This is a genomic window from Candidatus Hydrogenedentota bacterium, assembly GCA_019637335.1.
Classification (GTDB): Bacteria; Hydrogenedentota; Hydrogenedentia; order Hydrogenedentales; family JAEUWI01; genus JAEUWI01.
The window spans coordinates 1-24,691 of the sequence record JAHBVV010000042.1 but is presented as its reverse complement, the minus strand read 5'-3'; the positions used below and the strand labels follow the sequence as shown (position 1 = coordinate 24,691).

General features: G+C 64.1%; 24 protein-coding genes. 19 read left to right on the top strand and 5 right to left on the bottom strand.

Translation table 11 applies throughout. The features are described from left to right. Window positions 1–97: 97 nt before the first annotated feature. The 18 genes from flgB (at window position 98) to fliP (ending at window position 15,366) form a co-directional block, all read left to right on the top strand. Complete coding sequence (gene flgB / locus KF886_25795; GenBank protein ID MBX3180776.1) at window positions 98–496, top strand: flagellar basal body rod protein FlgB; 399 nt, start codon at window positions 98–100, stop codon at window positions 494–496. A 10-nt stretch (window positions 497–506) separates the two neighbouring features. Beyond that, window positions 507–929: a flagellar basal body rod protein FlgC gene (gene flgC, locus KF886_25790; GenBank protein ID MBX3180775.1), complete on the top strand. Its 423-nt coding sequence runs from the start codon at window positions 507–509 to the stop codon at window positions 927–929. 65 nt (window positions 930–994) lie between these two features. After that, the gene (gene fliE / locus KF886_25785) at window positions 995–1,315 is read left to right on the top strand and encodes a flagellar hook-basal body complex protein FliE (protein ID MBX3180774.1); all 321 of its coding nucleotides are present in this window, start codon (window positions 995–997) and stop codon (window positions 1,313–1,315) included. Window positions 1,316–1,757: 442 nt separating this feature from the next. Next, window positions 1,758–3,347: a flagellar M-ring protein FliF gene (fliF, locus tag KF886_25780; protein ID MBX3180773.1), complete on the top strand. Its 1,590-nt coding sequence runs from the start codon at window positions 1,758–1,760 to the stop codon at window positions 3,345–3,347. Between the two features lie 37 nt (window positions 3,348–3,384). Continuing rightward, window positions 3,385–4,386: a flagellar motor switch protein FliG gene (fliG, locus tag KF886_25775; protein MBX3180772.1), complete on the top strand. Its 1,002-nt coding sequence runs from the start codon at window positions 3,385–3,387 to the stop codon at window positions 4,384–4,386. Between the two features lie 37 nt (window positions 4,387–4,423). Further along, the gene (locus KF886_25770; GenBank protein MBX3180771.1) at window positions 4,424–5,107 is read left to right on the top strand and encodes a hypothetical protein; all 684 of its coding nucleotides are present in this window, start codon (window positions 4,424–4,426) and stop codon (window positions 5,105–5,107) included. A 7-nt stretch (window positions 5,108–5,114) separates the two neighbouring features. Next, window positions 5,115–6,428, top strand: coding sequence for a FliI/YscN family ATPase (locus KF886_25765; GenBank protein ID MBX3180770.1), 1,314 nt, complete (start codon window positions 5,115–5,117; stop codon window positions 6,426–6,428). Between the two features lie 3 nt (window positions 6,429–6,431). Beyond that, complete coding sequence (locus KF886_25760) at window positions 6,432–6,920, top strand: hypothetical protein (protein MBX3180769.1); 489 nt, start codon at window positions 6,432–6,434, stop codon at window positions 6,918–6,920. Beyond that, complete coding sequence (locus tag KF886_25755; protein ID MBX3180768.1) at window positions 6,908–7,471, top strand: hypothetical protein; 564 nt, start codon at window positions 6,908–6,910, stop codon at window positions 7,469–7,471. Before KF886_25760 ends, KF886_25755 begins: the two co-directional genes overlap by 13 nt. 455 nt (window positions 7,472–7,926) lie before the next feature. After that, window positions 7,927–9,228, top strand: a complete 1,302-nt coding sequence (locus tag KF886_25750; protein ID MBX3180767.1) for a flagellar hook-length control protein FliK — start codon at window positions 7,927–7,929, stop codon at window positions 9,226–9,228. Between the two features lie 16 nt (window positions 9,229–9,244). Next, entirely contained in the window at window positions 9,245–9,832 is a 588-nt protein-coding gene (locus tag KF886_25745; GenBank protein ID MBX3180766.1) for a hypothetical protein, read from the top strand. A 105-nt stretch (window positions 9,833–9,937) separates the two neighbouring features. After that, entirely contained in the window at window positions 9,938–11,230 is a 1,293-nt protein-coding gene (locus KF886_25740; GenBank protein ID MBX3180765.1) for a flagellar hook protein FlgE, read from the top strand. Window positions 11,231–11,387: 157 nt separating this feature from the next. Next, entirely contained in the window at window positions 11,388–12,170 is a 783-nt protein-coding gene (locus KF886_25735) for a MotA/TolQ/ExbB proton channel family protein (protein MBX3180764.1), read from the top strand. Window position 12,171: 1 nt separating this feature from the next. Then, a complete protein-coding gene (locus tag KF886_25730; protein MBX3180763.1) occupies window positions 12,172–12,960 on the top strand; it encodes a flagellar motor protein MotB in 789 nt (262 codons plus the stop codon). 6 nt (window positions 12,961–12,966) lie between these two features. After that, entirely contained in the window at window positions 12,967–13,512 is a 546-nt protein-coding gene (locus tag KF886_25725; protein ID MBX3180762.1) for a hypothetical protein, read from the top strand. Between the two features lie 7 nt (window positions 13,513–13,519). Next, on the top strand, window positions 13,520–13,855 hold the full coding sequence (locus KF886_25720; GenBank protein MBX3180761.1) for a FliM/FliN family flagellar motor switch protein: 336 nt from the start codon (window positions 13,520–13,522) through the stop codon (window positions 13,853–13,855). Beyond that, window positions 13,848–14,600, top strand: coding sequence for a FliO/MopB family protein (locus KF886_25715; protein MBX3180760.1), 753 nt, complete (start codon window positions 13,848–13,850; stop codon window positions 14,598–14,600). Before KF886_25720 ends, KF886_25715 begins: the two co-directional genes overlap by 8 nt. A gap of 28 nt (window positions 14,601–14,628) precedes the next feature. Then, window positions 14,629–15,366: a flagellar type III secretion system pore protein FliP gene (gene fliP / locus KF886_25710; GenBank protein ID MBX3180759.1), complete on the top strand. Its 738-nt coding sequence runs from the start codon at window positions 14,629–14,631 to the stop codon at window positions 15,364–15,366. A gap of 355 nt (window positions 15,367–15,721) precedes the next feature. On the opposite strand, the gene KF886_25705 is transcribed toward fliP, so the two are convergent. From KF886_25705 to KF886_25685, 5 genes are all read right to left on the bottom strand, one after another. Continuing rightward, a complete protein-coding gene (locus KF886_25705) occupies window positions 15,722–16,564 on the bottom strand; it encodes a PEP-CTERM sorting domain-containing protein (protein ID MBX3180758.1) in 843 nt (280 codons plus the stop codon). 724 nt (window positions 16,565–17,288) lie between these two features. After that, window positions 17,289–19,325 (bottom strand): elongation factor G, encoded by a 2,037-nt coding sequence (fusA, locus tag KF886_25700; GenBank protein MBX3180757.1) that lies wholly within the window; start codon window positions 19,323–19,325, stop codon window positions 17,289–17,291. A 237-nt stretch (window positions 19,326–19,562) separates the two neighbouring features. Beyond that, the gene (locus KF886_25695; protein ID MBX3180756.1) at window positions 19,563–20,354 is read right to left on the bottom strand and encodes a class I SAM-dependent methyltransferase; all 792 of its coding nucleotides are present in this window, start codon (window positions 20,352–20,354) and stop codon (window positions 19,563–19,565) included. Window positions 20,355–20,356: 2 nt separating this feature from the next. Further along, window positions 20,357–20,521 carry a hypothetical protein gene (locus KF886_25690; GenBank protein ID MBX3180755.1) on the bottom strand — a complete coding sequence of 55 codons (165 nt, stop codon included), beginning with the start codon at window positions 20,519–20,521 and terminating at the stop codon, window positions 20,357–20,359. Continuing rightward, window positions 20,515–21,684 (bottom strand): DUF481 domain-containing protein, encoded by a 1,170-nt coding sequence (locus KF886_25685; GenBank protein ID MBX3180754.1) that lies wholly within the window; start codon window positions 21,682–21,684, stop codon window positions 20,515–20,517. Before KF886_25685 ends, KF886_25690 begins: the two co-directional genes overlap by 7 nt. Window positions 21,685–21,966: 282 nt before the next feature. Between KF886_25685 and KF886_25680 the strand changes: the two genes are divergently transcribed. Beyond that, the gene (locus KF886_25680) at window positions 21,967–24,609 is read left to right on the top strand and encodes a tetratricopeptide repeat protein (GenBank protein ID MBX3180753.1); all 2,643 of its coding nucleotides are present in this window, start codon (window positions 21,967–21,969) and stop codon (window positions 24,607–24,609) included. Window positions 24,610–24,691 lie beyond the last annotated feature (82 nt).

Here is a 24,691-nt window from a genome sequence, read left to right as displayed (position 1 = left end):
AGAACCCCCGGCATTCGCGACATCCAGCCCGTATACCCCACTGGCACGAAACTTGCTCCTCCACACTCAGGTAACCGAAACGGAGCGACCGAAAACCATGGGTGCGTACGCCGGGGTAGACACCAGCACGTTGCTGATTCAGGCCATGAAAGTGCGGGAGCAGAACCACCGCTTCATCGCCAACAACATCGCCAACGTCGACACCCCCCACTACACCCCCACGGAGCTCGACTTCGAACGGACGCTGCGTTCCATGGTCGAGGGCCGGGGCGGAGTCACCCTCCGCACGACCCGACCCCGCCATCTCGACCACGAAACGCACCGTCTGGATTTCGAACGTCTTGCAATTTTGTCAAAGAATGACTACAATAAGGTCGACCTCGACGATCAGATTATGAAACTGTCGCGAAATACCGGTGAGTACACCACTTACGCACGGTTACTCGGCAAGAAATTTGAAATGACCAAGTCCATGTTGCAGAGCCTGGCGCGGTAGGAGCGGCGGTATGAATATTGACAAAATCTCCGCCACCGACATCGCCGCAAGCGGGCTCCGGGCCCAGCGCGCGCGGATGAATATCATCGCCAACAACGTCGCCAACGCCGAAACGACAAGAACCCCCGAGGGCGGCGCCTTCCGGCGGCAACTCGTCATCCTCCGGGGCGACGAAATCCGCCCGGGCGCCAATCCGGAGCGGCTCGGCGTGCGGGTAAAGCGGATTATCCGCGACACCTCCCCCTTCCGGATGGTGTTTGATCCCCAGCACCCCGACGCCAACGAAGACGGGATGGTGGCCTACCCCAACATCAACATGGCCGTGGAAATGGTGAATCTTATCTCGGCGCAGCGGGCCTACGAAGCCAACATCGCCGTGATCACTTCCGGGCGCCAGATGAGGCAGCGGGCGCTGGAAATTCTGCAACAGTAATTGAACACAGGGACTTCGATGTTCCTGTCTGAGGCATAGGCCAGGTACTGAGAGTACTGGAATTCATGATTGATCCCTTGAGAACACCGGGCGCCGGCCTTCAACCGCCGGAAATCAGCGCCCGTACGCCGCGCCCCCCGCAGGCCCAGCCCGCCGGGACGGAAGCGCGCTCGTTCCAGGACTTTCTCGCCGACGCCATTACCGAAGTGCGGCAGCTGCAAAACGAAGCCGACACCACCATCAAACAGGTGGTTTCCGGCGAAATCAAGGATGTCTCGGAGGCCATGATCGCCGTCGAGAAGGCCGATGTCTCCTTCCAGACCATGATGACCGTCCGGAACAAGGTCATGACGGCCTACGAGGAAATCATGCGGATGCAGATTTAGCGCGCCGCTCCCCATTTTGAATCGTTTATGCTCGTGAAGAGGCGCGGCCCACCCGGCCGCCGCTTCTTCCGTTGGTGTTTACGGGACGCCACGCCGCACGGATGCGGGTTTTCGCCACGGCGGGACGCCGGGCGGTCCAGTAAGCCCACTTCGGGACCCGGGAGCATTCCCGGCCCCGTTGCGCGGAGGTTACATTTGAATCACGCTACCGCATTGCCGCCGGCGGCCTGCTTGGGAACAGCCGCCGCGCAACGCCATGCGGTATCGTCTCCATTCACGCGATCCGCCGTGCGGGCCAGTATCGCGCGGGTGGGTTCCTAATCCGTCGTCCAGGGGGACGGCGCCAGGCGCAACAGGTCGCCGCGCGGGATGCGATCCCGGGCGGGCGGCTGCGGTTTGGTGTGCGGGTTCGCGCCCGCAACGACAGGAACAGGGTAGACGAATGCGATTCGCGGATTTTATCGACTTCATGCGCCAGACCGGCGCGCAGGTCAGCGATGCCTGGCGGCAGCTCTCCCTCAACGCGAAGGTGATGCTGGTCTGCGTGGGCCTCCTCGTGGCGGCGCCCATTTTCTACATCACCTTCAGCGGCGTCGAAACGCGCTACATCACCCTGGCGGACAACCTGAGCGCCCAGCAGATTTCGCAAACCATCGCGCTCCTCGAAGAGCAGCGAACGCCCTACAAGCTCGACGAAACCTCCCGCTCGATTCACGTGCTCCCGAAAGATCGCGGCCGCATGCTCCTCCTGCTCGAGCAGAACAACCTGCCCGTGGGACGCAGTATACCTTCCGGATTCGAAGAACTTTTCACCAGCCCGGACTTCATGTCCAACCAGTGGTTCAACAACGTCAACTACATGCGGGCGGTGCAGGGCGAACTCGAAAAACAGCTTTCCTCCCTGGACTTTGTGGAATTCGCCAACGTCTTCATCCGCGAAGCCGACAACAAGTACTTCATCGAAGAGCAGATTCCCTCGGAGGCCACCGTGGTCCTTTCCGTGAAGCGCCCCGTCTCCCCCCTCGAAACCAAGCTCATCGTGAGCATGGTGAGCCGCGCGGGCGGGGCGAACCTCAACCCCGGGAATATCACCGTGGCCACCACCGACGGCAAAGCGCTTCACCTGCCGGCGGACTCGCGCTTCGCATCGATTGCGAACGACAAGATCGAATACCAGGACACCGTGGAGTCCCGCATCGAGCGCAAGATCCAGGAAAGGCTTGACCGCCTGGGCGTGTATGGGACCGTGACGGTCGGCGCGCAAATCGATTTCGACGAAATCGAAACCATGGAGAGCCTGGTGAGCGAGGGCACGCCCCTGAGCGAACTCGACACGCGCCAGACCATCACCTCCACCGAGCGGCTTCCCGAAGGCGCCCCCGGCGCCTTCCAGAACGTCCCGGAAGCCGCCGCCGCCCCGGGCGGCACGCAGACGAACGACGAAATGCGCGAAACGCTGGTGAATCACGAGCCCAGCCGGACAACCCGGACGGTCCGGACCGACCCCGGCAATGTGGTACGATATAAGGTAGCGCTCGTGGTGCAGGGCGAAAGCGAGACCGTCACCGACGAAGCCGGAAACGAAACCAGCCAGTACACCGGGCTGGACGAAAAAACGCGCCTCGCCTGCCTGAGTATCGCCCAGAGCGCCGTCGCCTCGGAAAACGCCGAAGCGGACGTGCAGATCACGGATCACCCCTACGTATCGGCGGGCGTGACCGCCGTCGCGGCCGCATTGCAGCACCGGGAAGCCTCGGAGATGCGCGCCGATCGCCAGCGCTGGATAAATGCCGCGCTGCTGCTGGCCGCCATCTTCGCCGGCCTCTTCCTCGTGCGCTGGGCGCTGAACAAATCGATCATTTACCCGTCCGACGAAAGAATGGAGCAGCCCGTCAAGGAAATTCCGGAAGCCACGCTCGAAGACATGCGGCGCCAGGAAGTCGCGGCCGATATCGCCCGCCTTTCGATGGAAGATCCCGAGGCCGTGGCCGCGCTGCTGCGCAGCTGGATGATGGAAGAAGACGAGGAGTAGAACAACGGCCCAGCCACCCAAAAAAGAACCCGCCGCCATGGACGGGCGCCGGAAGGCGGCTGTGCTGCTCGCCTGCCTCGGCCCCGACAACGCCAGCCGGGTGCTGAATTGCTTTTCGGACGACGAGATCGACCAGCTCACCCTCGATCTCTCCAGCCTCGGCACGGTCGACGCCAACAGCAAGTCCGCCGTGCTCGACGAGTTCTACGAAATGGCGGTGGCCAAGCGCTACGTGGCCCAGGGCGGCATCGAGTTCGCCAAGAGCCTGCTGGAGAAGTCCTTCGGCAGCGAACGCGCGTTCGAAGTGCTCAACCGCCTCCAGAGCAGCCTGCAGGAGGTCCCCTTTCAATTTCTGAAACGGGCGGACCCCTCGCAGATTTGCAGCTTCATCCAGGACGAGCACCCGCAGACGATTTCATTGATTCTCGCGCACATGAATCCCGCGACCTCCTCCATTATCCTCTCGGCCCTGCCGCCCGATGTCCAGTCCGATGTCATCATCCGGATCGCGACGATGGACCGCACCGCGCCCGAGATCGTGCGCGAGGTGGAGCGCGTCCTGGAGCGGAAGATGGCCGCCGTCTTCAGCCAGGGCTTTACCTTCGCCGGCGGCGTGAAGGATGTCGCCGAAATCCTCAATATGATCGAGCGCGCCACCGAGAAAACCATCATGGCGGACCTCGAGGAGCGCGACCCGGAACTGGCCGACGAAATCGCGCGGCTCATGTTCACTTTCGACGATATCATTTACGTGGACGACGCCGGCATCCAGAAGACCTTGCGCGAAGTGGAAAGCAAGGACCTCGCGCTCGCGCTCAAGGCTTCCACCGAGGAAGTGGCGAACAAGGTCTACCGCAACATGTCCGAGCGCGCGCGCGAAATGATCAAGGAAGAAATCGAGTTCATGGGCCCGGTGCGCATGCGCAATGTCGAAGAGGCGCAGCAGAAGATCGTGGCCGTCATCCGCCGCCTGGAAGAATCGGGCGACGTAGTCATTTCGGGCCGCGGCGGTGGCGACGCCGACGAGATCCTCGTCTAGCGCGCCGGCCACGAAACCGCGCGGAAAGGTTGACGTTTTGGCACGCGTGCTCAAATTCATACGATCGGAAACGGGCGGCGTGACGCCCTATGGGCGGGAATCCCTCGAGGAATTCCCCGAGGCCCCCGATCCCGCGCCCCCCGAAGAGCCGGACACCGCCGTCGAATTGCCCTTCGACCCGGAACAGATCCGCCAGGAAATCATGGAGGCAGCCCGCTTCGACGCCGAGGAAAAAGTGAAGCAGGCGTACCAGGAGGGCCTGGCGCGCGGTACGGAGGCTGGACGCGAACGATTTCTCGCGTCGATCGCCAAAAGCGCCGAGGCCCTGGAAGCCGCCGCCGAGTCCCTCCGCGAAGCCCACGAGGACTTTCTGAGCACCCTGGAGCCGCAGGTCGTCGACCTGGTCAAGCTCCTCGTCCGGCGCGTGCTCGATCGCGAGATCCGCACCGACCCAAGTCTCGTCCAGCAGACCGCGCGGCGCGCCCTGAGCCGCCTGGCGGGGCAATACACCGTTACCCTCCTCGTCAACCCCGAGGATTTCGACGCCATCCGGATGCACGAGATTACCCTGCTCGAGAGCGTGTCCGGCGTCGAGAACCTGCACGTGGTGGCCAGCGACGCCGTCGAGCCCGGCGGCTGTATCGCGCGCTCGGAGGAGATGGAGGTGGACGCGCGCCTCGAAACGCTGCTCGCCCAGGTGCTGGATGCCCTTACGGAGTGACCGGGCCATGATCGACCTCAGCCCCTACCGCCAGCGCGCCGAAGGCTGCGAGCCACTGGTGACCTCGGGCCGCATCACCGATGTCGTGGGACTCGCCATTGAAGCCTCCGGACCATCGATGCAAATCGGCGATCACTGTTTCGTCGAGCCCGAAAACGGCGCGCCCCCCGTGCCCGTCGAGGTCGTCGGATTCCGGAAGGACCGGATCCTCCTCATGCCCCTGGGCACGATGCGCGGCATCGGCCCGGGATGCCGCGTTCGGCCGACCCACGCCCCCCATACCACCCCCGTGGGCCACGGGCTGATCGGGCGCGTGATCGGGAGCAACGGGTCCCCCATCGATGGCCAGGGCCCCCTCAACCACGAAGCGAAGGCCCCGCTGCACCGCGATCCGCCCGCGCCGCTCTCGCGCCAGCGCATACTCAGCCCGATCGCCACCGGCGTCCGCGCCATCGACGGCTGCCTCACCTGCGGGCGGGGCCAGCGCGTCGGCATCCTCTCCGGAAGCGGCGTCGGCAAGAGCAAGCTCATCGGCATGATCGCACGGAATACCAACGCCGACCTGAACGTTATCGCGCTCGTCGGCGAACGCGGGCGCGAGGTGCGCGAATTCATCGAGGGCGACCTCGGCATCGAGGGCCTGCGCCGTTCCGTCGTCGTCGTCGCCACCTCCGACGAACCCGCCCTGCTGCGCCTCAACGGAGCCCTCATCGCAACGGCCATCGCCGAATGGTTTCGCGATCAGGGGGCCAATGTCATGCTCATTATGGACTCCGTCACCCGCGTGGCCATGGCGCAGCGCGAGGTCGGGCTCGCGATCGGCGAGCCGCCCACCACCCGCGGCTATCCCCCTTCGGTCTACGCCATGCTCCCCCGCCTGCTAGAACGCGCGGGCAACGCCGAAACCGGCAGCATCACCGGCTTCTACGCCGTGCTGGTTGAAGCCGATGACTTGAACGATCCGGTCGGCGACACGGTGCGCTCCATCCTCGACGGGCACATCGCCCTCTCCCGCGATCTTGCGGGACGGGGCCACTACCCCCCCATCGATGTGCTCGGCAGTGTTAGCCGCGTGGTGAGCGAAGTCTGTGACGACAACCATCAGCGCTGGGCCGCGCGCCTGCGCGAACTGCTGGCGGCCTACCGCGACAACGAGGATTTGATCAATATCGGCGCCTACGTGCCGGGCAGCAGCCGCGAAGTGGACACCGCCATCCAGTCCATGCCGGAGTTCAACCGATTCCTCCGCCAGGGCCTCAAGGAAACAACCACCTTCGCCGAGACGGTACACGGCCTGTCACAACTGGTAAGGAACCGCTGACAAATGCGCGATCCGGACCGATACAAGGTTATCCTGCGAATACGCTCGCAGGCGGAGAACCGCCAGGCGCAGGCCGTCGCGGCGATACGCGGCGCAATACAGCAGGCCCTCCGCGAACGCACCGGGCTGGAAGTGGCCCGCCAGTCGGCCCTCAACGAAGCCGGCGCAACCATGCGCGCGCAATTTGATGCCGATGAGGTCCGGGGCTATTATCAATACGAGCGGCACGTGGCCCACCTCCGAGATCGGAAGGACGCCGAAATACGGGACCTGCGCCAACGCGAGACGGAGGAGTTGGGTAAACTCGAAGCCGCGACACGGTCAAGGCGCGTCGCGGAGAAACTGCACGTCCGGCGCCACGCCGCATACCGGGCGCACCGCCGGCATATGGAACAGAAGATTCTCGACGAAACCGCAACCCTCTATGCCGCGCGCAACGCCGAACCGGAGCCCGAGACCGAACCGGGAAGTGTATCGAAATGGCCAAACTAATCCTATTCGCATGCGTCGGCGTCATTTCCTTTGCCGCCACCGTCGCGGCCGTCCTCATGCGGAGCGGGTATACCATTCAGGACGCCGTTCTCGCGATAACCGACCGCGAAGGCTACGCCCGGGCCCAGGCCGAGCGCGGCGAGGCCCAGGAAGCGGCCGGCCCGGCCCTGAACACCCTCGCCAGGCAGCTCAACCAGCGCGAGAAAGACCTCGACGCGCGGCGTATCGCGCTCGATGAACGCGAGAAGCAACTGGTACAGCGGGAAAGCGACCTCGATCGGATGCGCGCCGAGTTACAGGCGCTGCACGACAGCATAAACCAATCCTACGACGCCGCGTCCGAAAACCGGCAGGCGCAATTGAAAACAATCGCGATCACCATCGAGGGCATGGACGCCGAAAACGCCGCCCGAACGCTCGAAACCATGCCCACAAACGAAGCCGCCGAAATCCTCCTGAACGTCAAGGACAAGACCCGGGGCAACATCCTCGACGCCATGGCCACAGAGACCGCCGCCCGCGTCCTCAAGGAAATGCGCGACCGCCCCTAGCCGCCGCACGCCGCCCGCACCCCGGCAACCACACACCGTGCCACGCGATTCCGCGCCGCCGATTCGTGTGCCCGCCGTGAAACAACCCCAGTCCAACAGTACAACCGGCAATCCGCGGCTGAAACGAAACCCGTGACACGCGATTCCGCCACAGGCGGATTCGTGTGCCCGCCGTGAAACAACCCAACTCCGCCAGTACAACCGGCCACCAGCCCTTCCACCCCAAACGTTCAACGCCCGCCAACGTGGCTTAGGCTTCCAGCCTGAGACAGCGTGAACGGCAATTTCGAACGGCCCGTTGATGCCGTGAATACAGCGTCGGAATCCCAGCGCAGAACGACAATTCTTCCATTCGTGTCCATTCGCGTTAATTCGCGGTTCAAAAAAAACGGGTCGCGACCAAAGCCTGCGCTGCGCCCGCTGTGTCAACCGCCCGCTCAAAAGGAAACCCCAAAATGAACGTATCCACCGATATGCGACGCGATGAAGCCCTGGAGGCCGTCAAACGCCCCGGCGCCTACGCCTACGCGCCCGGAGCGGGTGGATTCTTCGAGCTCCTGACCAGGCTCAATACCGGACCCGACCTCCGCGCACCCGGCCAGGCGCCGGACGCCCCCCGGGACGATTCCGCGCCATCGCCGGAGGCCCGTACTCCCGCCCCTTCCCACGACGCCGGGCGCACTGGAGCCGCACAAGATTCCGACGCCGCGTCCGAGGCCGCGACCAGCACAGCGGACACGAACGAGACGCCCGATTCCGCGGAAACGCCGGATGCCCTGCGTGATCCCACAGATTCCGAGAACGCTGAGTCCGGTGAGGCGCTCACGAACGTCAATACACCGTTGCCGGAAGGTGCCGAAACGGCCCCCGCCGACACCACCGCCGAGGCAGCCGCGCCCGCAAGGGCTACGGACGCGCCCGTGACGCAGCCCGCCCTCGAAAGCCCCGACACAGTCAGCACCGCGCCCCTGCTTCAAGCCGAGGCCCCTTCAAATACATCCGCACCTCCGGGCCACGCCGCGGCAACATCAGCCGAAAAGTCGCCCGGCCCGGCCCTCGCGGCGGATGTGGAAATTGAAGCCGATCCGGCGCCCGATGACGCGCCGCCGCCCCTGCCGAAAACGCTCAACGCCCTGCTGGCCGAAAGCGTGCTCCGCGAAATGGCCCCCAGGGATGCCGCCCCACTATCCCTGGAGGCGGAAAGCGCGCTGGATATGCCCCGAGAAAGCGGCGCGACGGCGCCCGCCGAAGAGGCCCCGCTCCCGGCCCCCACGCCGCGCGCCGGAGCCATGGATATCGCCGGCGTAAGGACCGACACAGCCACCCCGCCCCGAATCCCGCTGGCCAACCTGCCCGGAGAGCTTGTCCAGCAGGTGCACTTGATGCAGCAGGAGGGCGCGCGAAGCATGCGGCTTCGGATCGTGCCCGAGCACCTGGGCGAGCTGCGCATTGAGATCCACGGCGCGGGAGACACCCTCCGCGTGCGCATGATCGCGGCCAGCGCGACGGTCCGCGATGCGCTGGACAGCCAGATGGCCGATCTCCGGCAGGCCTTTCAAAAGCAGGGCCTGAACCTGAACAACGTCACCGTGGACGCCGGCGCGGGCGGCCGGGAATCGCCCTACCGCCAGGAAAGCGCGCCGCGATACGCACCGGGCTCCCAGGAAGAGCCCCCGGCGCCCGAGGCCAGGCCCCGGGCCGAAACGCGCGACGCCGGCCCCGCTCCCGGGGCGACCGCGCTCAATATTCTAGCCTGACCATGGAGGTCTTCTGATGAACGCATTGATCTCATTCCGCGCCAATGCCCTGGGCAACCTGAACGTGACCCACAAGCAGCGCCAGGACGCGGCGGCGGCGATCACGTCCAGCTACCGCGCCAAGGTCGCATCCCTTGCGCGGCAGCACCCGCACACAAAGCAGGCCGCGTCCACATCACCGGCGGCGCCGGCCCCCGCCCTTCCGTCCAACGAACTCGGGCGCGACGCCTTCCTGCGGTTGCTCGTGCTGGAATTGCAAAACCAGGACCCGCTCGATCCCGTCGACAATGGCGAGATGATCGCGCAATTGGCGCAGTTCTCTTCGCTGGAGCAGATGGAAAAGCTGAACGGGCGCTTCGAGGCCCTGGCCGGAAACATTGACCAGCTGAACTTCATCTCGGCGCAGGGCATGCTGGGAACGTACGTCGAGGGTCTGAACTCCGGCGGGCAGCCGATTACCGGCACGGTCAATTCGGTCTACCTTGATGGGAGTATCGTCATGCTCAACGTCGACGGCCAGATCCTGCCAATGAGCGGTGTCATGTCCGTGTCTCGCGCGGCGCCCGAAACCGCGGGCGAAGGCAACGAAACGGCGTCCGAATAGACAATCCCGCTCAATGGCCCTCGTGGCCCGTTATTCTTCCACCACCAGGACACCCCGGTGTCCGTATTCGGCCGGCCCCAGGGCGCGGCTTTCAGGAGTTCAACCATGGGTAGAGCACTTTTCACCGCGGTCACCGGGCTGAAGGCCCAGCAGACCAAACTCGATATTGTCGCGAACAACATCGCAAACGTGAACACCACCGGCTATCGCAGCTCCCGCATCCTGTTTCAGGACCTTTTCAGTCAGACGCTCAGCGGCCCCTCCGCGCCCGCGGGGCAGTTCGGCGGAACCAACCCGCGCCAGGTGGGCCTCGGCGTACAGGTCGCCAGCATCGATGTAAACCACGGCCAGGGCTCGCTCGTCACCACCGGCATCAACTCCGATCTGGCGATACAGGGCAACGGCTTCTTTATCCTCAGCGATGGACTCACCAGCGTCTACACGCGCGACGGCTCCTTTACCATCAATTCCGTGGGGACCCTGATCGACCCCGCGACCGGCCTGCGCGTCCAGGGCTATACCGCCTCGCCAGCCGGCGTAATCGATGCCGTCAACACCATTCCCGGCGACATTACGATCCCCCTCGGACAGGCGGGTTTCGCAAGCGCCACCACCGAAGCCGAGATCGTCGGCAACCTGAACGCGCGCACGCGCGACGGCGAGTTCGTCGTCCGGAATATCGAGGTCTTCGACTCCCTCGGAACAGCCCGCAACGTCGAACTGACCTTCACCAAGACCCCCAACCCCAACGAGTGGACCTGGGAAGCCACCTTCGACAACGGCGGTGGACCAGCGACCGTCGGATCCGGCACGCTGACCTTTGACACCGACGGCACGGTCCAGGCCGGGAGCGAAACCGGCGCCATCAGCATAACCGCCGCCGACCTGGGCAGCGAACCAACCATGCCCGTCGATCCCCTCGCGATAACGCTCGACTTTTCCACCATAACCCAGCTCACCCCGCCCGTGGACCCCGCCGCGGATCCCGCCGCCCAGCCCCCGAGCAATATCACGCTCAACAGCCAGGACGGCTTTCCCCTCGGCGTGCTCCAGAGCTTCAGCATTGGCGCAAACGGGCAGATAATCGGCGTCTTCACCAATGACCGGACCCGCGTTATCGCCCAGGTGGCGCTGGCGGCCTTCGCGAACGTTGGGGGGCTGACCCGCGAAGGAAACAACGCCTTTCGCCAATCGCCGGCCTCCGGCCTGGCGCAGATTGGAACGCCGGGCACCGGCGGGCGCGGCTCCGTGAATGGCGGCGTGCTCGAAAGTTCCAACGTCGATCTGGGCACCGAATTCAGCGAACTGATCATTACGCAACGGGCCTTCCAGGCCAACTCCCGAACCATCACCGCGGCCGACACGCTCCTTCAGGAAGCCGTGAACCTCGTCCGCTAGCCGCGCATGAACGCCCCGCCACCGACGCCCGCACGGCGCGGTGGCGGGCCGCGCCGCCGCTGATGGACGCCCTCATGGGCCGGGTGTTAGAATACGGCACGGAACGGGAACCCCAACATCGGCGCGGCATGCATTCGCCGATCACAAGGCACAGGGTATGGACCTCGCAACACTCATCGGTTTGGTGGCTGGCTTTCTCCTGATCCTGATTACCATTGTGCTCGGGGGGCCGCTCGGCATCTTCATCAATATTCCCTCCTTCGTTGTGGTGCTCGGAGGAACGACCGCGGCGGTGCTTGTGAACTTTCCGATGTCCCAGGTCGTCGGCGTTGTGGGCGTCCTGAAGAACGCCTTTTTCAGCCGCGACCTTCAGACCGAGGAGCTCATCAAGAAAATGGTGGAGTTCGCCACCATTGCGCGCCGCGAAGGCATCCTCGCCCTCGAAAGCCACGTCTCCGACGCCGGCGACGAATTCCTGGGCAAGAGCGTCCAGCTCGCCATCGACGGCACCGCCCCCGAGCTCATCAAGGACATCCTCACAACCGAAATCGCCTTCATGGAAGACCGCCACAATATGGGATCGTCCATTCTAGAGTCCGCCGGCGCCTTCGCGCCCGCCTTCGGCATGATCGGCACCCTCATCGGCCTCGTGCAGATGCTCGCCAACATGGCCGACCCCTCCCAGATCGGCCCCGCCATGGCCGTCGCCCTGCTCACCACCCTCTACGGCGCCGTGCTTGCCAATCTCGTCTTCCTGCCGTGCGTCGGGAAATTGAAAGTGCGCACCGCCACCGAACTGCTCCAGAAAGAGGTCGTAATCGAGGGCATCCTGAGCATTCAGTCCGGGGACAATCCCCGTGTGGTCGAACAGAAGCTCAAGGCTTTTGTATCGCCGGCTATCCGCGAGCGAATCGTGGTTGGCGGCCGCGGCGGCCGGTGATATGGCCAGGAAGAAATGTAAATGCCCACCGCCCGGCGCCCCGGCATGGATGGCCACCTTCGCGGATATGATGAGCCTCCTCCTCACCTTCTTCGTACTCCTGCTGTCCTTTTCGACCATCAGCGAGGACAAGTTCAAGGAAGCCCTCATGTCGCTCGAAGGAGGATTCCGCCCCTTCCCGCGCTCGTCCCACTTCGTGGCCCCGTTGCCCAAGCCGCCGCGGCGCCAGAACGAAGAGGCGCAGCAGGCCGCCCGCAAACTGCGCCGGCAATTGCAGGTGCGCGGACTGGAACGCAAGGTGCGCGTCGACTTTGACGCCCTCGGCGGCATCAAGATAAACCTGCCCGCAAGCCTGCTTTTCGAGCCGGGCGAAGCGGCCCTCCGGCCGGCGGCCATTCCCGTGATCCGCGATATCGCCGCCGTGCTCGCCGAATTGCCCGAGAGCTTTTTCGAGGTGCAGGGCCACACGGACACCACCCCGCTGGCCTCCACCGCCCGATTCCGGGACAACTACGACCTGAGCTACGAGCGCGCCCACAGTGTGACCGAACAGATGGTCATCTCCGGGGGGCTTCCGGTCAACCAGTTTGAGATTCACGCAATGGGCGCAACCCAGCCCATGGCCACCAATGCCACCGAGGAGGGCCGCGCGGCCAACCGGCGGGTCGAGATCTACGTTCGCGGGCTGCTGGACAAGGCCCGCTTGAATACGCTATTACAAGGGCTGGACACGGAAGGGCAGCGGACCGATTTACCGCTCTCCCCCGCCGAACTGGATGAGTTGAGGTAATCCCCCATGGCCGAAGACCAGACACCCGAAAACGAGGCCGAGAAGAAGTCCTCGCCGCTCATCAAAAACCTCATCCTTCTGGCCGTCGCGGTGCTCGTCCCCGCGGTGATCGGCGTGGCGGCCTACATGGCGCTCCTGAAGCCGCGCCTCTCGCCACCCGCCCCCGCCGAAACCGGCAGCGCCGACGATATACCTCCCTTTCCACCATCGATGGGCACGGTCGTCTTCGACGATATGAACGTCTCCGTCCTCACCGAAGACCCGGATCTTGTCGCTCCGCTGCTGATTCTTCAGGTGGCGCTCTCCTGCGCCGACGGCCAGACCGCGGCGCTGATCAGCGAGCCCGGGAGAAAGGAATACTTCGCCGCTGAAATCCTCAGCGCCCATCAGGGCCGGACACGGGGAGAATTGAACGACCCGCTCGTGCAAAACAGCATCCTCGAACAGATCCGGCAGCGATCAAACATTTTGCTCAAGCGCATGGCGCCAAACGCGCAACTGAGCGTCTTGAAGGCCATGTACCTCAAATTCGCCATTATGGACCTCGGATAGGACGGCGATGCCAAACGAAGAACGAGACACGTCGGATCACGCTTTCGACGAGGAACTGACCCAGGGTTCCCCCGCGCAGGAGCATCTGGAAATTGGCGACCTCGGCGAGGTGACGCTCGACATCTCCGCCGACCTTGGCCAGTGCGCGGTCACGGTGCGCGATGTGCTCGAACTGCAAAAAGGCTCGATCCTGACCCTCGACAAAATCGCGGGCGAATTGGCCGACATCTATATCAACGATGTTCCCTTTGGCAAGGGCGAGGTGGTCGTACTCGTAGATTCGCTTCATGTGCGCATCGCCGAAATCGTCGGCCTCGCGGAGCGGGATGGCGGCTATGCGTAGGGCGATGGCCATGATCGTGGCGGCATACATGGCGGCGCTCGCGTTCGCGGCGGGAGCTCCGGCGCTCGACGAGTTCGGGCAGACCGCCCCGCCAAAGGTGAATCTGCCCCAGCTGTCGGGCGTGGAGAGCGGCGGCGGCGACGGCCAGCACAGCGCCAACCCCGATCAAGCCGGCGATCAATCCCCAACCGGCGACCCCCTGCTCGACGCGGTCGGCGCATTCATGCGCGAAGATCCCGCCGCCGCCGCCCCGGACCCGCCCGAGGCCCCGGCGCCCGGGGAAGCCGGCTTTTCCCCCGTCTCGGCGCTGATGAACGCGCTCTTCGCGCTGTGCGCCGTCCTGGGCATATTCTTCCTGCTCGTCTACCTGACCCGACGCCTCGGGCGGCGTACGCCCATCGTTGCCGGACAGAAACTGGCCCAGGTCATCGGCCGCGTCGCGCTTTCCCCGCAGGCCTCGCTGCATTTCGTGCGCACAAACGATCAGGTGCTCGTCATCGGCGTCACGCAGCACACCGTCAACCTCCTCCAGCAATTCGACGCGGCGGATTTCGACGTGGAGCCGGACCTCGCCGCGGCGCGCGCCGAAGCGCCGGAAAGCGGGGCCTCCTTCCTCGATCAGTTGCGATCCGTCCAGGATTCCATGCCCGCCGCGCCCGCGGTTGATCAGGATATTGACTCGCTCAAGGGCGACCTGCAACGCCTCAAGAAATACTTCCAGGACAGCGCCCGTGCCCGCGAGTAGCCGACCCGTCCGCGCCGCGCTCGCCGGCCTGGCGCTGGTATGCTTCCTGCTCGCCGTTCCCGCCGCCGCCCAGGTCACCCCCGCCACGGATTCGGGAATCGACATCGCGGGCGCCGCGCGCAACCTGACCAGCCGCGAGAATGCCGAAACCTCCCTCGCCGTGGTCCTGCTGATCACGGTTATCTCCCTGGCCCCCGCCATCCTCGTCATGACGACCTCCTTCACGCGGATCATCGTCGTGCTGGGTTTCCTCCGGCAGGCCATGGCCACCCAGCAGACCCCGCCCAACCAGGTGCTCGTGGGCCTCGCCCTCATCCTCACCTTCTTCATCATGACCCCCACCTACCAGCAGGTCAACACAAACGCGCTCCAACCCTACCTCGCCGGAACCCTCGAAGGCGCGGAAGCCATGGAAGCCGCCATCCAGCCCCTCCGCGAGTTCATGTTCCGCCAGACGCGGCCCAAGGACATCGCCCTCTTTCAGCGCATCGCCGAACTGCCCCGCCCCGCCACCCGCGACGAAGTCCCCACCCACGTCCTCGTCCCCGCGTTCATACTCAGCGAACTCACCACCGCGTTCATGATCGGCTTCATTATCTACATCCCCTTCCTCATCATCGACATGGTCGTCGCCAGCACCCTCATGGCCATGGGCATGATGATGCTCCCCCCCATCTTCGTGTCCCTCCCTTTCAAGATCATCATGTTCGTCCTTGCGGACGGCTGGCACCTGCTCTTCGAGACCCTCGCCCGCAGCTTCGTCTGACACCAACCCACTACACGCCCCGCCCTCTTCCAGCCCCTGAGTCCCCCGAAGAGCCTTCCCCGCCGTCCCCACCGGTCCCCGCCGTCCCCTCCGTCCCCTCCGTCCCTTCCGTCCCTTCCGTCCCCTCCATCCCCCCCGTCCCCTCCGTCCCCTCCGTCCCCTCCGTCCCCCCCGTCCCCTCCATCCCCTCCGTCCCCCCCGTCTCTGTAGTCCCTGTAGTCCCTGTAGTCCCTGTAGTCCCTGTAGTCCCTGTAGTCCCTCCCAACCCCACAGCCTAAAGCCTAAAAAAGGCGGCGTCCGATCGGGCGCCGCCCTTTCTATTCCCAGACAATGCACTGGCCAGTCAGCCGCTGTCTCAGCAATCCGGACGGCGGGCCCTGAGCAGCGCACCCAGCACGCCCATGCCCAGCACGATAGCCGTGGAGGGCTCGGGAACCGGGACCAGCGGCGTATCGTCGCGCACGTCGATCACGTCGTTCCCGCACAGCATCGTCCAGTGAAGGCCCAGACCGCCATTGTCCTCGTCGGTGATAATCCCCTCGATACCGCCATCCACGGTCAGGGCGATTTCCAGGAAATTGTGGACCCCCATGCCCCCCCAGGCGACCGTCGCGGCGCCCGGAAACGGAATCGCTCCCGGCGCGTTCTCGTCCACACGGTACGGATTCGAATCCGAATAGGCGGGAACGACAACCCCCTGAAGCGTCCAATTCGGGACGCCGGAGTTGCCCCACGCATTCCCGAAGCGCGCGCCGCCATTATTCTGCACCGTGTTCTCCGTTCCCACGCCGACCGCGGCGTCATACCCGCCCGTGTTCCCGAAATCAAAGAACATGTCCCCCGCGTAGTACCACGTTCCAGAAACATTCACCCCCGCCGAGTTGAAGCCCGTCACGAGCCCAACCCGAATAATGCCGCCGCTCGCGCCGTCTTCCGGATCGAAGTCATCCCAGAAATAGAAAATTTCCTCGATATCGAACGGCTGCCCGCCACCCCCCGGCGTGGGACCCTCCTCATCGGCCAGCCGCCGGATATTCAGATTGGTCAGCGTGTAGTTGCCCTGCTGCCAGTCATTGAGGCTCGGATTCCCGTGGTACGTGAACCAATCCGACCAATTGCCGTCGGTGGTAAACGCGAATGCCTGCGAAGCAAACAGCGCCACCGCCAGCACACTCAAACACAACCCAACTTTTCTCATTGGATGAACCCCTTTCATAGAAAGCGGTCCAAGGCATCCTTATGTCTTCCGGACCGCCTCCAATTGCGAGTACTTTCCTACACCACCTCGATAGATTTGGCTCATACATTACCTCCTATAGTTAATGCCACCTTGCCGGCCGGTTGGAAGTCTGAATCCTGCGCCCCGCATCGAATCCCCCGCTTCCCTTCCATCCCCTCTGCAAGATGAAAGCGTTTCGCGCAACCATAGATCACAAACATACTCTGACTAAATTCTATGGCGATTCGAAACCCTTGTCAATAGACCCGCTACCGCGCGCACACCCGCGTTGTTGAGGGGTCGGATATTTATTTGACAGCACGCCCCCGCCGCCCCACACTATTACACACTCCCCAGCTTGCGTCATGGGCAAAACCGGCGCAGGGCGCATCAAACTCAATAAAAACAATTATTTTCAAACCCACACATTTTCTCAATCCGAACACACAAACTCCACCCATCCCCCAACCCGAAATCCAAAACACTCACGACAGCCATAACCCCAAAGCCCCCAGCAGTCCCAGCAGTCCCAGCAGTCCCAGCAGTCCCAGCAGTCCCAGCCGTCCCTGCCGTCCCTGCCGTCCCTGCTACCCACAAAGCCCAAAGCCCAAAGCCCAAAGCCCAAAGCCTAAAGCCTAAAGCCTAAAAAAAAAACGAGACCCGCGATAAATCGCGGGTCCCGCCGGGTTGAGCGAAATTCCGATCAGTTCCCTTCCGCCCGGGCAGCCTCATACGCCTCAATAATCCCGCGCGCGATGCTCTCCGGCACTTCGTCGTAGCCCGAGTGCTGGACCTCAAAGCTGCCGCGCCCGTGGGTAATGCTGCGCAGATCCGTGGAGTAGCGAAGCACCTCGGACTCCGGCGCCAGCGCGCGAATGCGCTGGCGGCCGGCGCCGGCCGGCTCCATGCCCAGGATGCGCCCGCGCCGGGAGTTCAGGTCGCCGTTGATATCCCCCATGAACTCCTCGGGAATGGTCACCGCCAGTTCGACAATGGGCTCAAGCAGGCACGGGCGCGCGCTCTTAACCGCCTTCTGTATCGCCAGCGACGCGGCAATCTTGAAGGCCATTTCCGAGGAATCAACATTGTGGTACGACCCGAAAAACAGTTCGACGGCGACATCCACCACCGGATGCCCCGAGATAACCCCGCGCTGAAGCGCCTCCTGCGCACCCTTGTCAACGTGCGGAATATACTGCTTCGGGACCACCCCGCCGACGATGCTGTCGATGAACTCGTAGCCGCTGCCCCGGGGCAAGGGCTTGAGCCGCAAGTGCACGTCGCCATACTGGCCGTGCCCGCCGCTCTGCTTCTTGTGCTTGCCCTGGGCCTCCGCCTCGGAGCGGATCGTCTCCCGGTACGCGACCCGCGGCGTCGACGTTTCGACGTCCACGTTGTACTTCCGCCGCATCCGGTCGAGCATGATTTCAATCTGCAAATCGCCCGTGCCCTGGATGATGTGTTCGCCCGTCTCCTCGTTGCGGAAGTGCTGGAACGTCGGGTCCTCCTCCGCGAGCCGGTGCAGCGCCTCGCCGATCTTGTCCTCGTCCGCCCGGGTCTTCGGCGTAATGGCCAGCTTCACCATCGAGGGGGGAAGGGAGATCGGAGGCATGCTGTAATTCGAGCCCACCGCCGCAATCGTGTCGCCGAAATTCGTGTTCTTCAGCTTTGTCATCGCCGCCAGATCCCCCGGGCCCACCGCGTCGACCACCGTCTGCTCCTTGCCGTTCAGCAGCAGAATCTTCCCCGTGCGCTCCTTCGCGCCGGTCGTCACATTGTAGAACTCGGAATCCGACCGGAGCGTACCCGTCAGCACGCGGAAAAACGTCAAGTGGCCCACGTACGGGTCCACCACATTTCGGAATACCTGGCCGAGAAAAGGCTCGTCCGCGCCGACTTTGAGCTCGACCGATTCCCCGGTCCCGTTCGTAGCGACCACATGCCGGTCAAGCGGGCTCGGAAAAGACTCCGCCACGACATCGAGCAGCTCGTCAATGCCAAAGTCCTTGATCGCGCTTCCCGCGATGATTGGCATGATCTTGCCCGCCGTAATTCCGTCGTGCAGGCCCCGGTGGAACTCCTCCGGCGAAAGCTCGCCAGTCTCGAAGTATTTCTCCATCAAGGCGTCGTCGGTTTCGGCCACCGCGTCCACAATGGCTTCCTTCACCCGCGCGATCTGATCTTCGATACCGGAGGTGTCGCCCTCAAAGATATTCACCACGCGCTCGAGATTCCCGCCCTCGCCCACCGGTATCACCAGCGGCACGCACTGCTTGCCGTAGGTCTCCCGCAGGCCGGCCACGACCTCGTCAAAATTCGTGTGCTCGCGGTCCAGTTTGTTCACGAAAAAGGCCCGGGGCACACGGTGGCGCTGCGCATACTTCCACGCGATGTCCGTCCCAACCTGAACCCCGGTTGTCGCGTCCACCATGATGATGAGGCCGTCGATCAGCGGGGTGGACGCCGCAATCTCCCCCTGGAAGTCCATGTAGCCCGGATGGTCGATAAAATGTATCCGGTCCCCGCGCCATTCCACGTGGCACAGCTTCATCGTGATGCTGTGCTTCCGCTCCCGCTCCTCCTCAAGATAATCCCCGACGGTGTTGCCCTCTTCGATACTGCCCATTCGGTTGGTTACGCCGGCGTCGTGAAGAATATGCTCCAGAAGCATCGTCTTCCCGACGCCGCCGTGACCTACAATGCCCACATTACGTTCCTTGCCCGGGTCAACAACTGGCATGAGACTTCCCTCCGCTCGGTATTGAACAGCGTGTCAAATACCCGGTCGGGGTTGCCGGGAACGGCGGGTCCGGCCAGGCGCGCGCCGCGCGCGTCTCGTACCGAGGGGCGAAAGCGCCACGGCGCTGCCGTCGGGAATCACCGTGGGGAAATCGTCTGATCGCCGGGCAAATCCACGGCGGCGTCTCACAGTATACGCTTTGCGCGCGCGCCTGACAAACTGGCCGCCACGCCGCCTTCACGCCCGGGGTGGCGCGCCTCGGCCGGGGCCGGGCCGCAGCGCCCCCAGATAGATAATGGTTTCATAGTTCAGCACAACAACACCTCCAACTTGGCGCTCATCGAAGAGCGCGCCGGCGTCCCCCATCATGGCCCCATAGCCCGGCGCGCCGGCCGCCGGCACATACGAACACGATCGGACGCGCCCCGCCAGCCCCGCTCGGTCAAGGGACTGGGAATTCGACAACACGATCCGCTCCGCCCGCGCCGGATGGAAAAACTCGTCCACGCGCGCGGCATCGACACGGCGGTGGTCCACCGCCGCGTAGTCGATAGCGTGGCGCTCCAGCAGCGCTTCGTAGGCCGCCTCAAAACCCGTCGCCTGCCGCGGGCGCTCATTCCAGATCAAGGCGACCCACCCCGGCGCGCGAAGAATCCGCCGCAACTCGTCCCGTGTAGCCCGGGGCTCGAACCAGTGGAATGCCTGCGCCGCCACAACCAGGTCCACCGACGACGCCAACAGTGTCGTCGCCTCCGCCGTGCCGTCCACGCTGAAGAAACCCGGGCGCCCGCCCAGGCGCCGTTCGGCGGCCTCGCGCATCGGGCCATTGGGCTCCACGGCGTAAACCCGGTTCCCGTGTTCCAATATCAGGTCCGTCAGAATCCCGGTACCCGACCCGATGTCCGCCACGGAATGCCCGGGCCGCAAACCGCACCGTTCGGCAATCAGGGAAACCAGCGCGCGCGGGTAGCCCGGGCGGTAGCGATCGTAATCGTCGGCCCGGTTGGAAAAGCGATCGCGCGGGTCCAAGGCTACATCATGAACTGCTGAATGAGCTCGATCAGGGTGAAAATCGGTGAAAACTGAATTCGGAGCAACTCGACAAACAACGCGAGAATCGCCTCAATAATACCTGCAAAGAAATTGTCCGCGCCCATAATCACTTTCTCCGTGCGGCGGATTCCGCCGCCTACCATTTATATCCAAGGTTCAGGAAATACGATGTGTCCAGGCGTTCCACACCGGCCTGCGGCATGGCGTTATATTCGTTGCGGACCCCCGTCCGCAACGTCCAATCCGGATCCTTCCCGAGCGGAAACTCCAGGGAGGTATCCGCGTTAATCCGGTAATCGCCCGTGGGATCATTCACGGACGGATAATAAGTCAGACCGTGGATGAAGCGGAAATTCGCGCCGAAATCGTGCCGGTAGTTGTACCCCAGCTCCACCACCGCCTCGCTCATGATCCGGTCCGGATCGCCACCCGACAGGCGCCGCGACACCTCGCGGCGCACGGCCACCTCGATCGCCTCCTCCAGCGAGGACACCGCCGGCAGGGGCTGGCGCTCGGGTTTCTCGAAAATCTCGCGCTCGTAGCCGGCGCCCGCCCAGCCCTTGAGTTCGATCTTCTCCCGCTTGATGAAAAAGTGGCCGAGGCCCGTGGTGATCGTGGTGCGGAGCTCCAGATCCTCGAACTCATCCTGCTCCAGATCGATCTTCGCAAACATGTAGGTCCGTTCGCTGAAGTCCCATTCAATGCGGCCGCCCACCATCACTTCATTGGCTGATCGATCGTTGTTCGTCTCGGCGTACTGGCCACGGAGATACAGATTCAGGCGGGTCGTTTCCGTCGCGCGATTCAGATTCACGCCCCCGCGAACGTCGATTCGCTCCTTGTTCCCCGATTGACCGTTCAGCCCCAATTCCGCGCGACCGGTCCAAGCCGCCCTGGGCTTTGCTTCCACAACGGTGGCCGCGGGTTCGGGCGCCAATTCCCGCTCCGGCGCTTCGCCCTCGGGCCAGATCGCGGTCAGGTCCCGCAGGGAAAGGGAAGACGTCGCGCCGGAAGCGTCCAGAACGCCCGGCGCGCCATCGGTTACCACCAGGCGGCCGGTTAGACGGGAGCCATCGCTTCCTTCGGCGACAATCACCCCGTCTGTCGCCAGGCCGCGCACCTGCGCCCACGGAATCGACAGTTCTCCCCCGAAAGACGTCTCAATCCGTAACGCGCCCTCCGACATGCCGCGCACCGCGCCCACCAGCACGGATCCATCTTCGAGAAACGCCTGATCCGACGCCGCCAGCCCCGCCAAACCGATATAGCCGGCCAGAATCGCCGGAAACAACCCGCGTAAGCGCATACTACTCCTTCCAGTGAAAAAAGGCTACAGCCGCGCGCACATGCTAGCACAATGGCGCGCTCTCGGGAAAACGCCCGCGGGAGGCGTGGGAGTTTACTGGACCGGCAAAAGTCGGTATCATTGAGCGTGGATGACCCAGGTCAGGCGGCGGATGGGAGGGCCTGGACAAACCCCGGAGACTACGCCCGTGCCCGGTGCGGCTGAAAGACCTGGACTGGAATCCCGCCACCGCAAGGCGGTGCGCGGGTGGCGCGCGCCCGCGCGGCGCGCCGGGGGCGCCCCATGAGCGACGAACAGGATCAGGATTACGCCGGCGGCCATATCGACACCCCGGTGCCGGAAATGCGCTCGAAGCGCCATTCGGATCCCATCGATACCCCCTATCCCGTCGATGGCATCGCCGCGCGCCCGCAGCCCCAATACCCCGCCCCCCGCTTCTGGCGGCTGCGCCAGCGGCCCAACCCCTATTTCATGGGCCGCGAGTCGCTGATGGTCACACTCCACAACACCTTTCAACGCCACGCCATGGTGCACCTGCTCGGCCCGCGGGGCTCCGGAACGACGCAAACGGCCCTGGCCTACGCCTACCGCGCCCGCCCCAACTTCGACGCCATCTTCTGGATAGACGGCGAGGACGCCACCATCGCCCGCTTCGACCTGGTACGCACCGGCGCGCGCCTCGATGATCGCTGGAAGGACGAGGCCCGCCTGCAAGATCAGATCGAGGCGATCCGCGCCTGGATGAAAACCCATCTCCGCTGGCTGCTCGTGGTGGATGGCGCAAGCAATGCGGATGTCTTCCGCGCCTTCCCCCCGGATCCGCCCACGGGCCGGATTCTAATTACGGGCGACACGCCTCTCGGAGACGCCGCGATCGAAGTGGTCGAGCATCCCCCCTTCACCCACGCCCAGGCCGGACTCTTCCTCGCGCACCGCAGCCAGAAGCAGCGCGACAAATTCACCGGCGCCCTCGTGCGCCATTTCGGCTGCGCCGCGCTGCCCATCTTCCTGGCCGGCGCCTATTGCCAGGTCACGGACACCTCACTCGAAGATTACCTCGCCGCGCTGCCCGCGCGCGAAGACCGCAAGAAAAAAGAGAAAACGCCAACCAACGCCCCCGCGCTCGGTTTCACGGAATCCACCCGAATCGTGGTGCAGCGATCGCTGCGCTACCTCTCGCAAAACGATCCCGCCGCCCTGGAGATGATGTGCCTCTGCGCCTGGTTTGATACCGAGGATATCGCCCTCGCCATGCTTTGCGACGGAGCCCCCTTCCTGCCCAAACGCCTGGCCGGCTGCGTCAGCGACCCCGAATCGCTCAACCGCGCGCTCACCCTGTTGCACCGGCTTTCCCTCGTCCAGTTCGAGCAGAACAGCATCGCCATTCACGCGGCCGTCCAGGAGGCGACCCGGGACCTCCTCGATCAAGACCAGCAATTCGCCTGGCTGATGACCGCCCTGCGCGTCGTCCGGGAGGCCTTCCCCGTGGAATCGAAATACGGCCACCCAATCCCCGCATGTTCCATGCTCCTGCGCCACGTATACGCCGTTACCGCGCGCAGCGAGCAATCCACCAACCTCCGCGAAGGCACCGGGCTCCTGTTGAACCATGTCGGGCTCTACCTCCACGCCTGCCGCGAACTCGACGCCGCCCGCGCCGCCTTCGAACGCTCCATCCGGCTCGCCGAATCCCTCTACGGCCAGGTGCACCCCACGATCGCCGCGCGGGTGAACAGCCTGGGCGTCATTCTGCAGGAAATGAAACGCTACCCGGAGGCCCACGCCTGCTACGAGCGCGCCTTCCACATCTGCGAAACCGTATACGGCCCCGCGCAGGACGCCGCCCTCGGGCCCGCCCACCGAAGCATGCTGACCATGCCCAGCCGCAACCTGTGCCAGGTCCTCGAACTGATGGGCGATATTCCCGGCGCGAAGGCCGCCTACCAGCGCGCGATTAAGGTCTTCATGGAGGTCTATTGCTGGAACCACTCGCTCGTCGCGGAAAGCATGAACGGCCTCGGCCAACTCTTCCTCAAGGAAAAAAACTTCCCCGTCGCCAGGCAATACTTCGAAAAGGCGATCCAGGCCGAGGAAAACGCCGACGACCCCGATCGCGGCAATTTGGGGCGGTTCCTGCGCAACCTCGGCCAGTGCCTGCTCGATGAAGACAATTTCAGGGAGGCGCGCGCCTGCTATGAGCGCGCGCTCGACGCCGACCGCAAGGACTACGGCCCCCAGCATTCCCATGTTGCATCAGACCTGATAGGCCTTGGCAAGGCCCTGCGCGAAGTCTCCCTCTTCGAAGAAGCCCACCGCGCCTTCGATGACGCCCTCTCCATTCTGAAGGCGCGCTCGAAAGGCGCCTCCCGGGAGCAGGCCAATATCTGGCGCCAGAAGGGCCGCACCTGGATGGAAGAGCGAGCATACGAAAAGGCCGTCGAGTGCCTGAACGAAGCCATCGTGACCCTTCGGCTCGCCGAAGGGCCCGAATCACCCGCCATGGGCCCCGACTACTTCTATCTCGCCCGCTCCCTGGCCCGGCTCGACCGCCATGCGGAAGCCGAAAGCGCCCTGAAATCGGCCCTCGATCTGCACGTCAAGCGCGCCTGGATGGACGAAGAAACACTCGGCGCCGTCTGCGGGCGTCTCTGTAAGGCCCTCAAGGAACAAAAGAAAGTCAATCGCGCCATCGAGATCCTGCAAGACCTCCTCGCCTGCGAAGAGTCCCGCAACGGACAAACCCACGAATCCGTCGGAGCCGTCGCCTACCAGCTCGGCGCGATGCACCAGGCCGCCTACGACTACGACGCCGCCCTCGAATGCTACCAGCGCTCCCGCGACATCTACGAAGCCACCCGAGGCCCCCAGGACTCCCGCGTACAACGCGCCATCCAACGCGTGGAACTCCTCCAGAATATCGTGTAAGCAGAAACAAACTGCCGCAACCACCACCCCACCAAAGCAGTAACATCCCTACCCCCCAACAACGCAAATCCCGCCACCCCGT

What these genes read in the sequence shown, in the direction of transcription:
- fusA (MBX3180757.1), bottom strand. Translation starts at nt 19,325, where the DNA reads ATGCCAGTTGTTGACCCGGGCAAGGAACGTAATGTGGGCATTGTAGGT.
- KF886_25750 (MBX3180767.1), top strand. Translation starts at nt 7,927, where the DNA reads ATGAACGTATCCACCGATATGCGACGCGATGAAGCCCTGGAGGCCGTC.
- KF886_25715 (MBX3180760.1), top strand. Translation starts at nt 13,848, where the DNA reads ATGCGTAGGGCGATGGCCATGATCGTGGCGGCATACATGGCGGCGCTC.
- KF886_25720 (MBX3180761.1), top strand. Translation starts at nt 13,520, where the DNA reads ATGCCAAACGAAGAACGAGACACGTCGGATCACGCTTTCGACGAGGAA.
- fliG (MBX3180772.1), top strand. Translation starts at nt 3,385, where the DNA reads ATGGACGGGCGCCGGAAGGCGGCTGTGCTGCTCGCCTGCCTCGGCCCC.
- KF886_25725 (MBX3180762.1), top strand. Translation starts at nt 12,967, where the DNA reads ATGGCCGAAGACCAGACACCCGAAAACGAGGCCGAGAAGAAGTCCTCG.
- KF886_25730 (MBX3180763.1), top strand. Translation starts at nt 12,172, where the DNA reads ATGGCCAGGAAGAAATGTAAATGCCCACCGCCCGGCGCCCCGGCATGG.
- KF886_25680 (MBX3180753.1), top strand. Translation starts at nt 21,967, where the DNA reads ATGAGCGACGAACAGGATCAGGATTACGCCGGCGGCCATATCGACACC.
- KF886_25765 (MBX3180770.1), top strand. Translation starts at nt 5,115, where the DNA reads ATGATCGACCTCAGCCCCTACCGCCAGCGCGCCGAAGGCTGCGAGCCA.
- fliE (MBX3180774.1), top strand. Translation starts at nt 995, where the DNA reads ATGATTGATCCCTTGAGAACACCGGGCGCCGGCCTTCAACCGCCGGAA.
- fliF (MBX3180773.1), top strand. Translation starts at nt 1,758, where the DNA reads ATGCGATTCGCGGATTTTATCGACTTCATGCGCCAGACCGGCGCGCAG.
- KF886_25735 (MBX3180764.1), top strand. Translation starts at nt 11,388, where the DNA reads ATGGACCTCGCAACACTCATCGGTTTGGTGGCTGGCTTTCTCCTGATC.
- KF886_25745 (MBX3180766.1), top strand. Translation starts at nt 9,245, where the DNA reads ATGAACGCATTGATCTCATTCCGCGCCAATGCCCTGGGCAACCTGAAC.
- flgB (MBX3180776.1), top strand. Translation starts at nt 98, where the DNA reads ATGGGTGCGTACGCCGGGGTAGACACCAGCACGTTGCTGATTCAGGCC.
- KF886_25740 (MBX3180765.1), top strand. Translation starts at nt 9,938, where the DNA reads ATGGGTAGAGCACTTTTCACCGCGGTCACCGGGCTGAAGGCCCAGCAG.
- KF886_25690 (MBX3180755.1), bottom strand. Translation starts at nt 20,521, where the DNA reads ATGGTAGGCGGCGGAATCCGCCGCACGGAGAAAGTGATTATGGGCGCG.
- KF886_25705 (MBX3180758.1), bottom strand. Translation starts at nt 16,564, where the DNA reads ATGAGAAAAGTTGGGTTGTGTTTGAGTGTGCTGGCGGTGGCGCTGTTT.
- flgC (MBX3180775.1), top strand. Translation starts at nt 507, where the DNA reads ATGAATATTGACAAAATCTCCGCCACCGACATCGCCGCAAGCGGGCTC.
- KF886_25685 (MBX3180754.1), bottom strand. Translation starts at nt 21,684, where the DNA reads ATGCGCTTACGCGGGTTGTTTCCGGCGATTCTGGCCGGCTATATCGGT.
- KF886_25760 (MBX3180769.1), top strand. Translation starts at nt 6,432, where the DNA reads ATGCGCGATCCGGACCGATACAAGGTTATCCTGCGAATACGCTCGCAG.
- KF886_25755 (MBX3180768.1), top strand. Translation starts at nt 6,908, where the DNA reads ATGGCCAAACTAATCCTATTCGCATGCGTCGGCGTCATTTCCTTTGCC.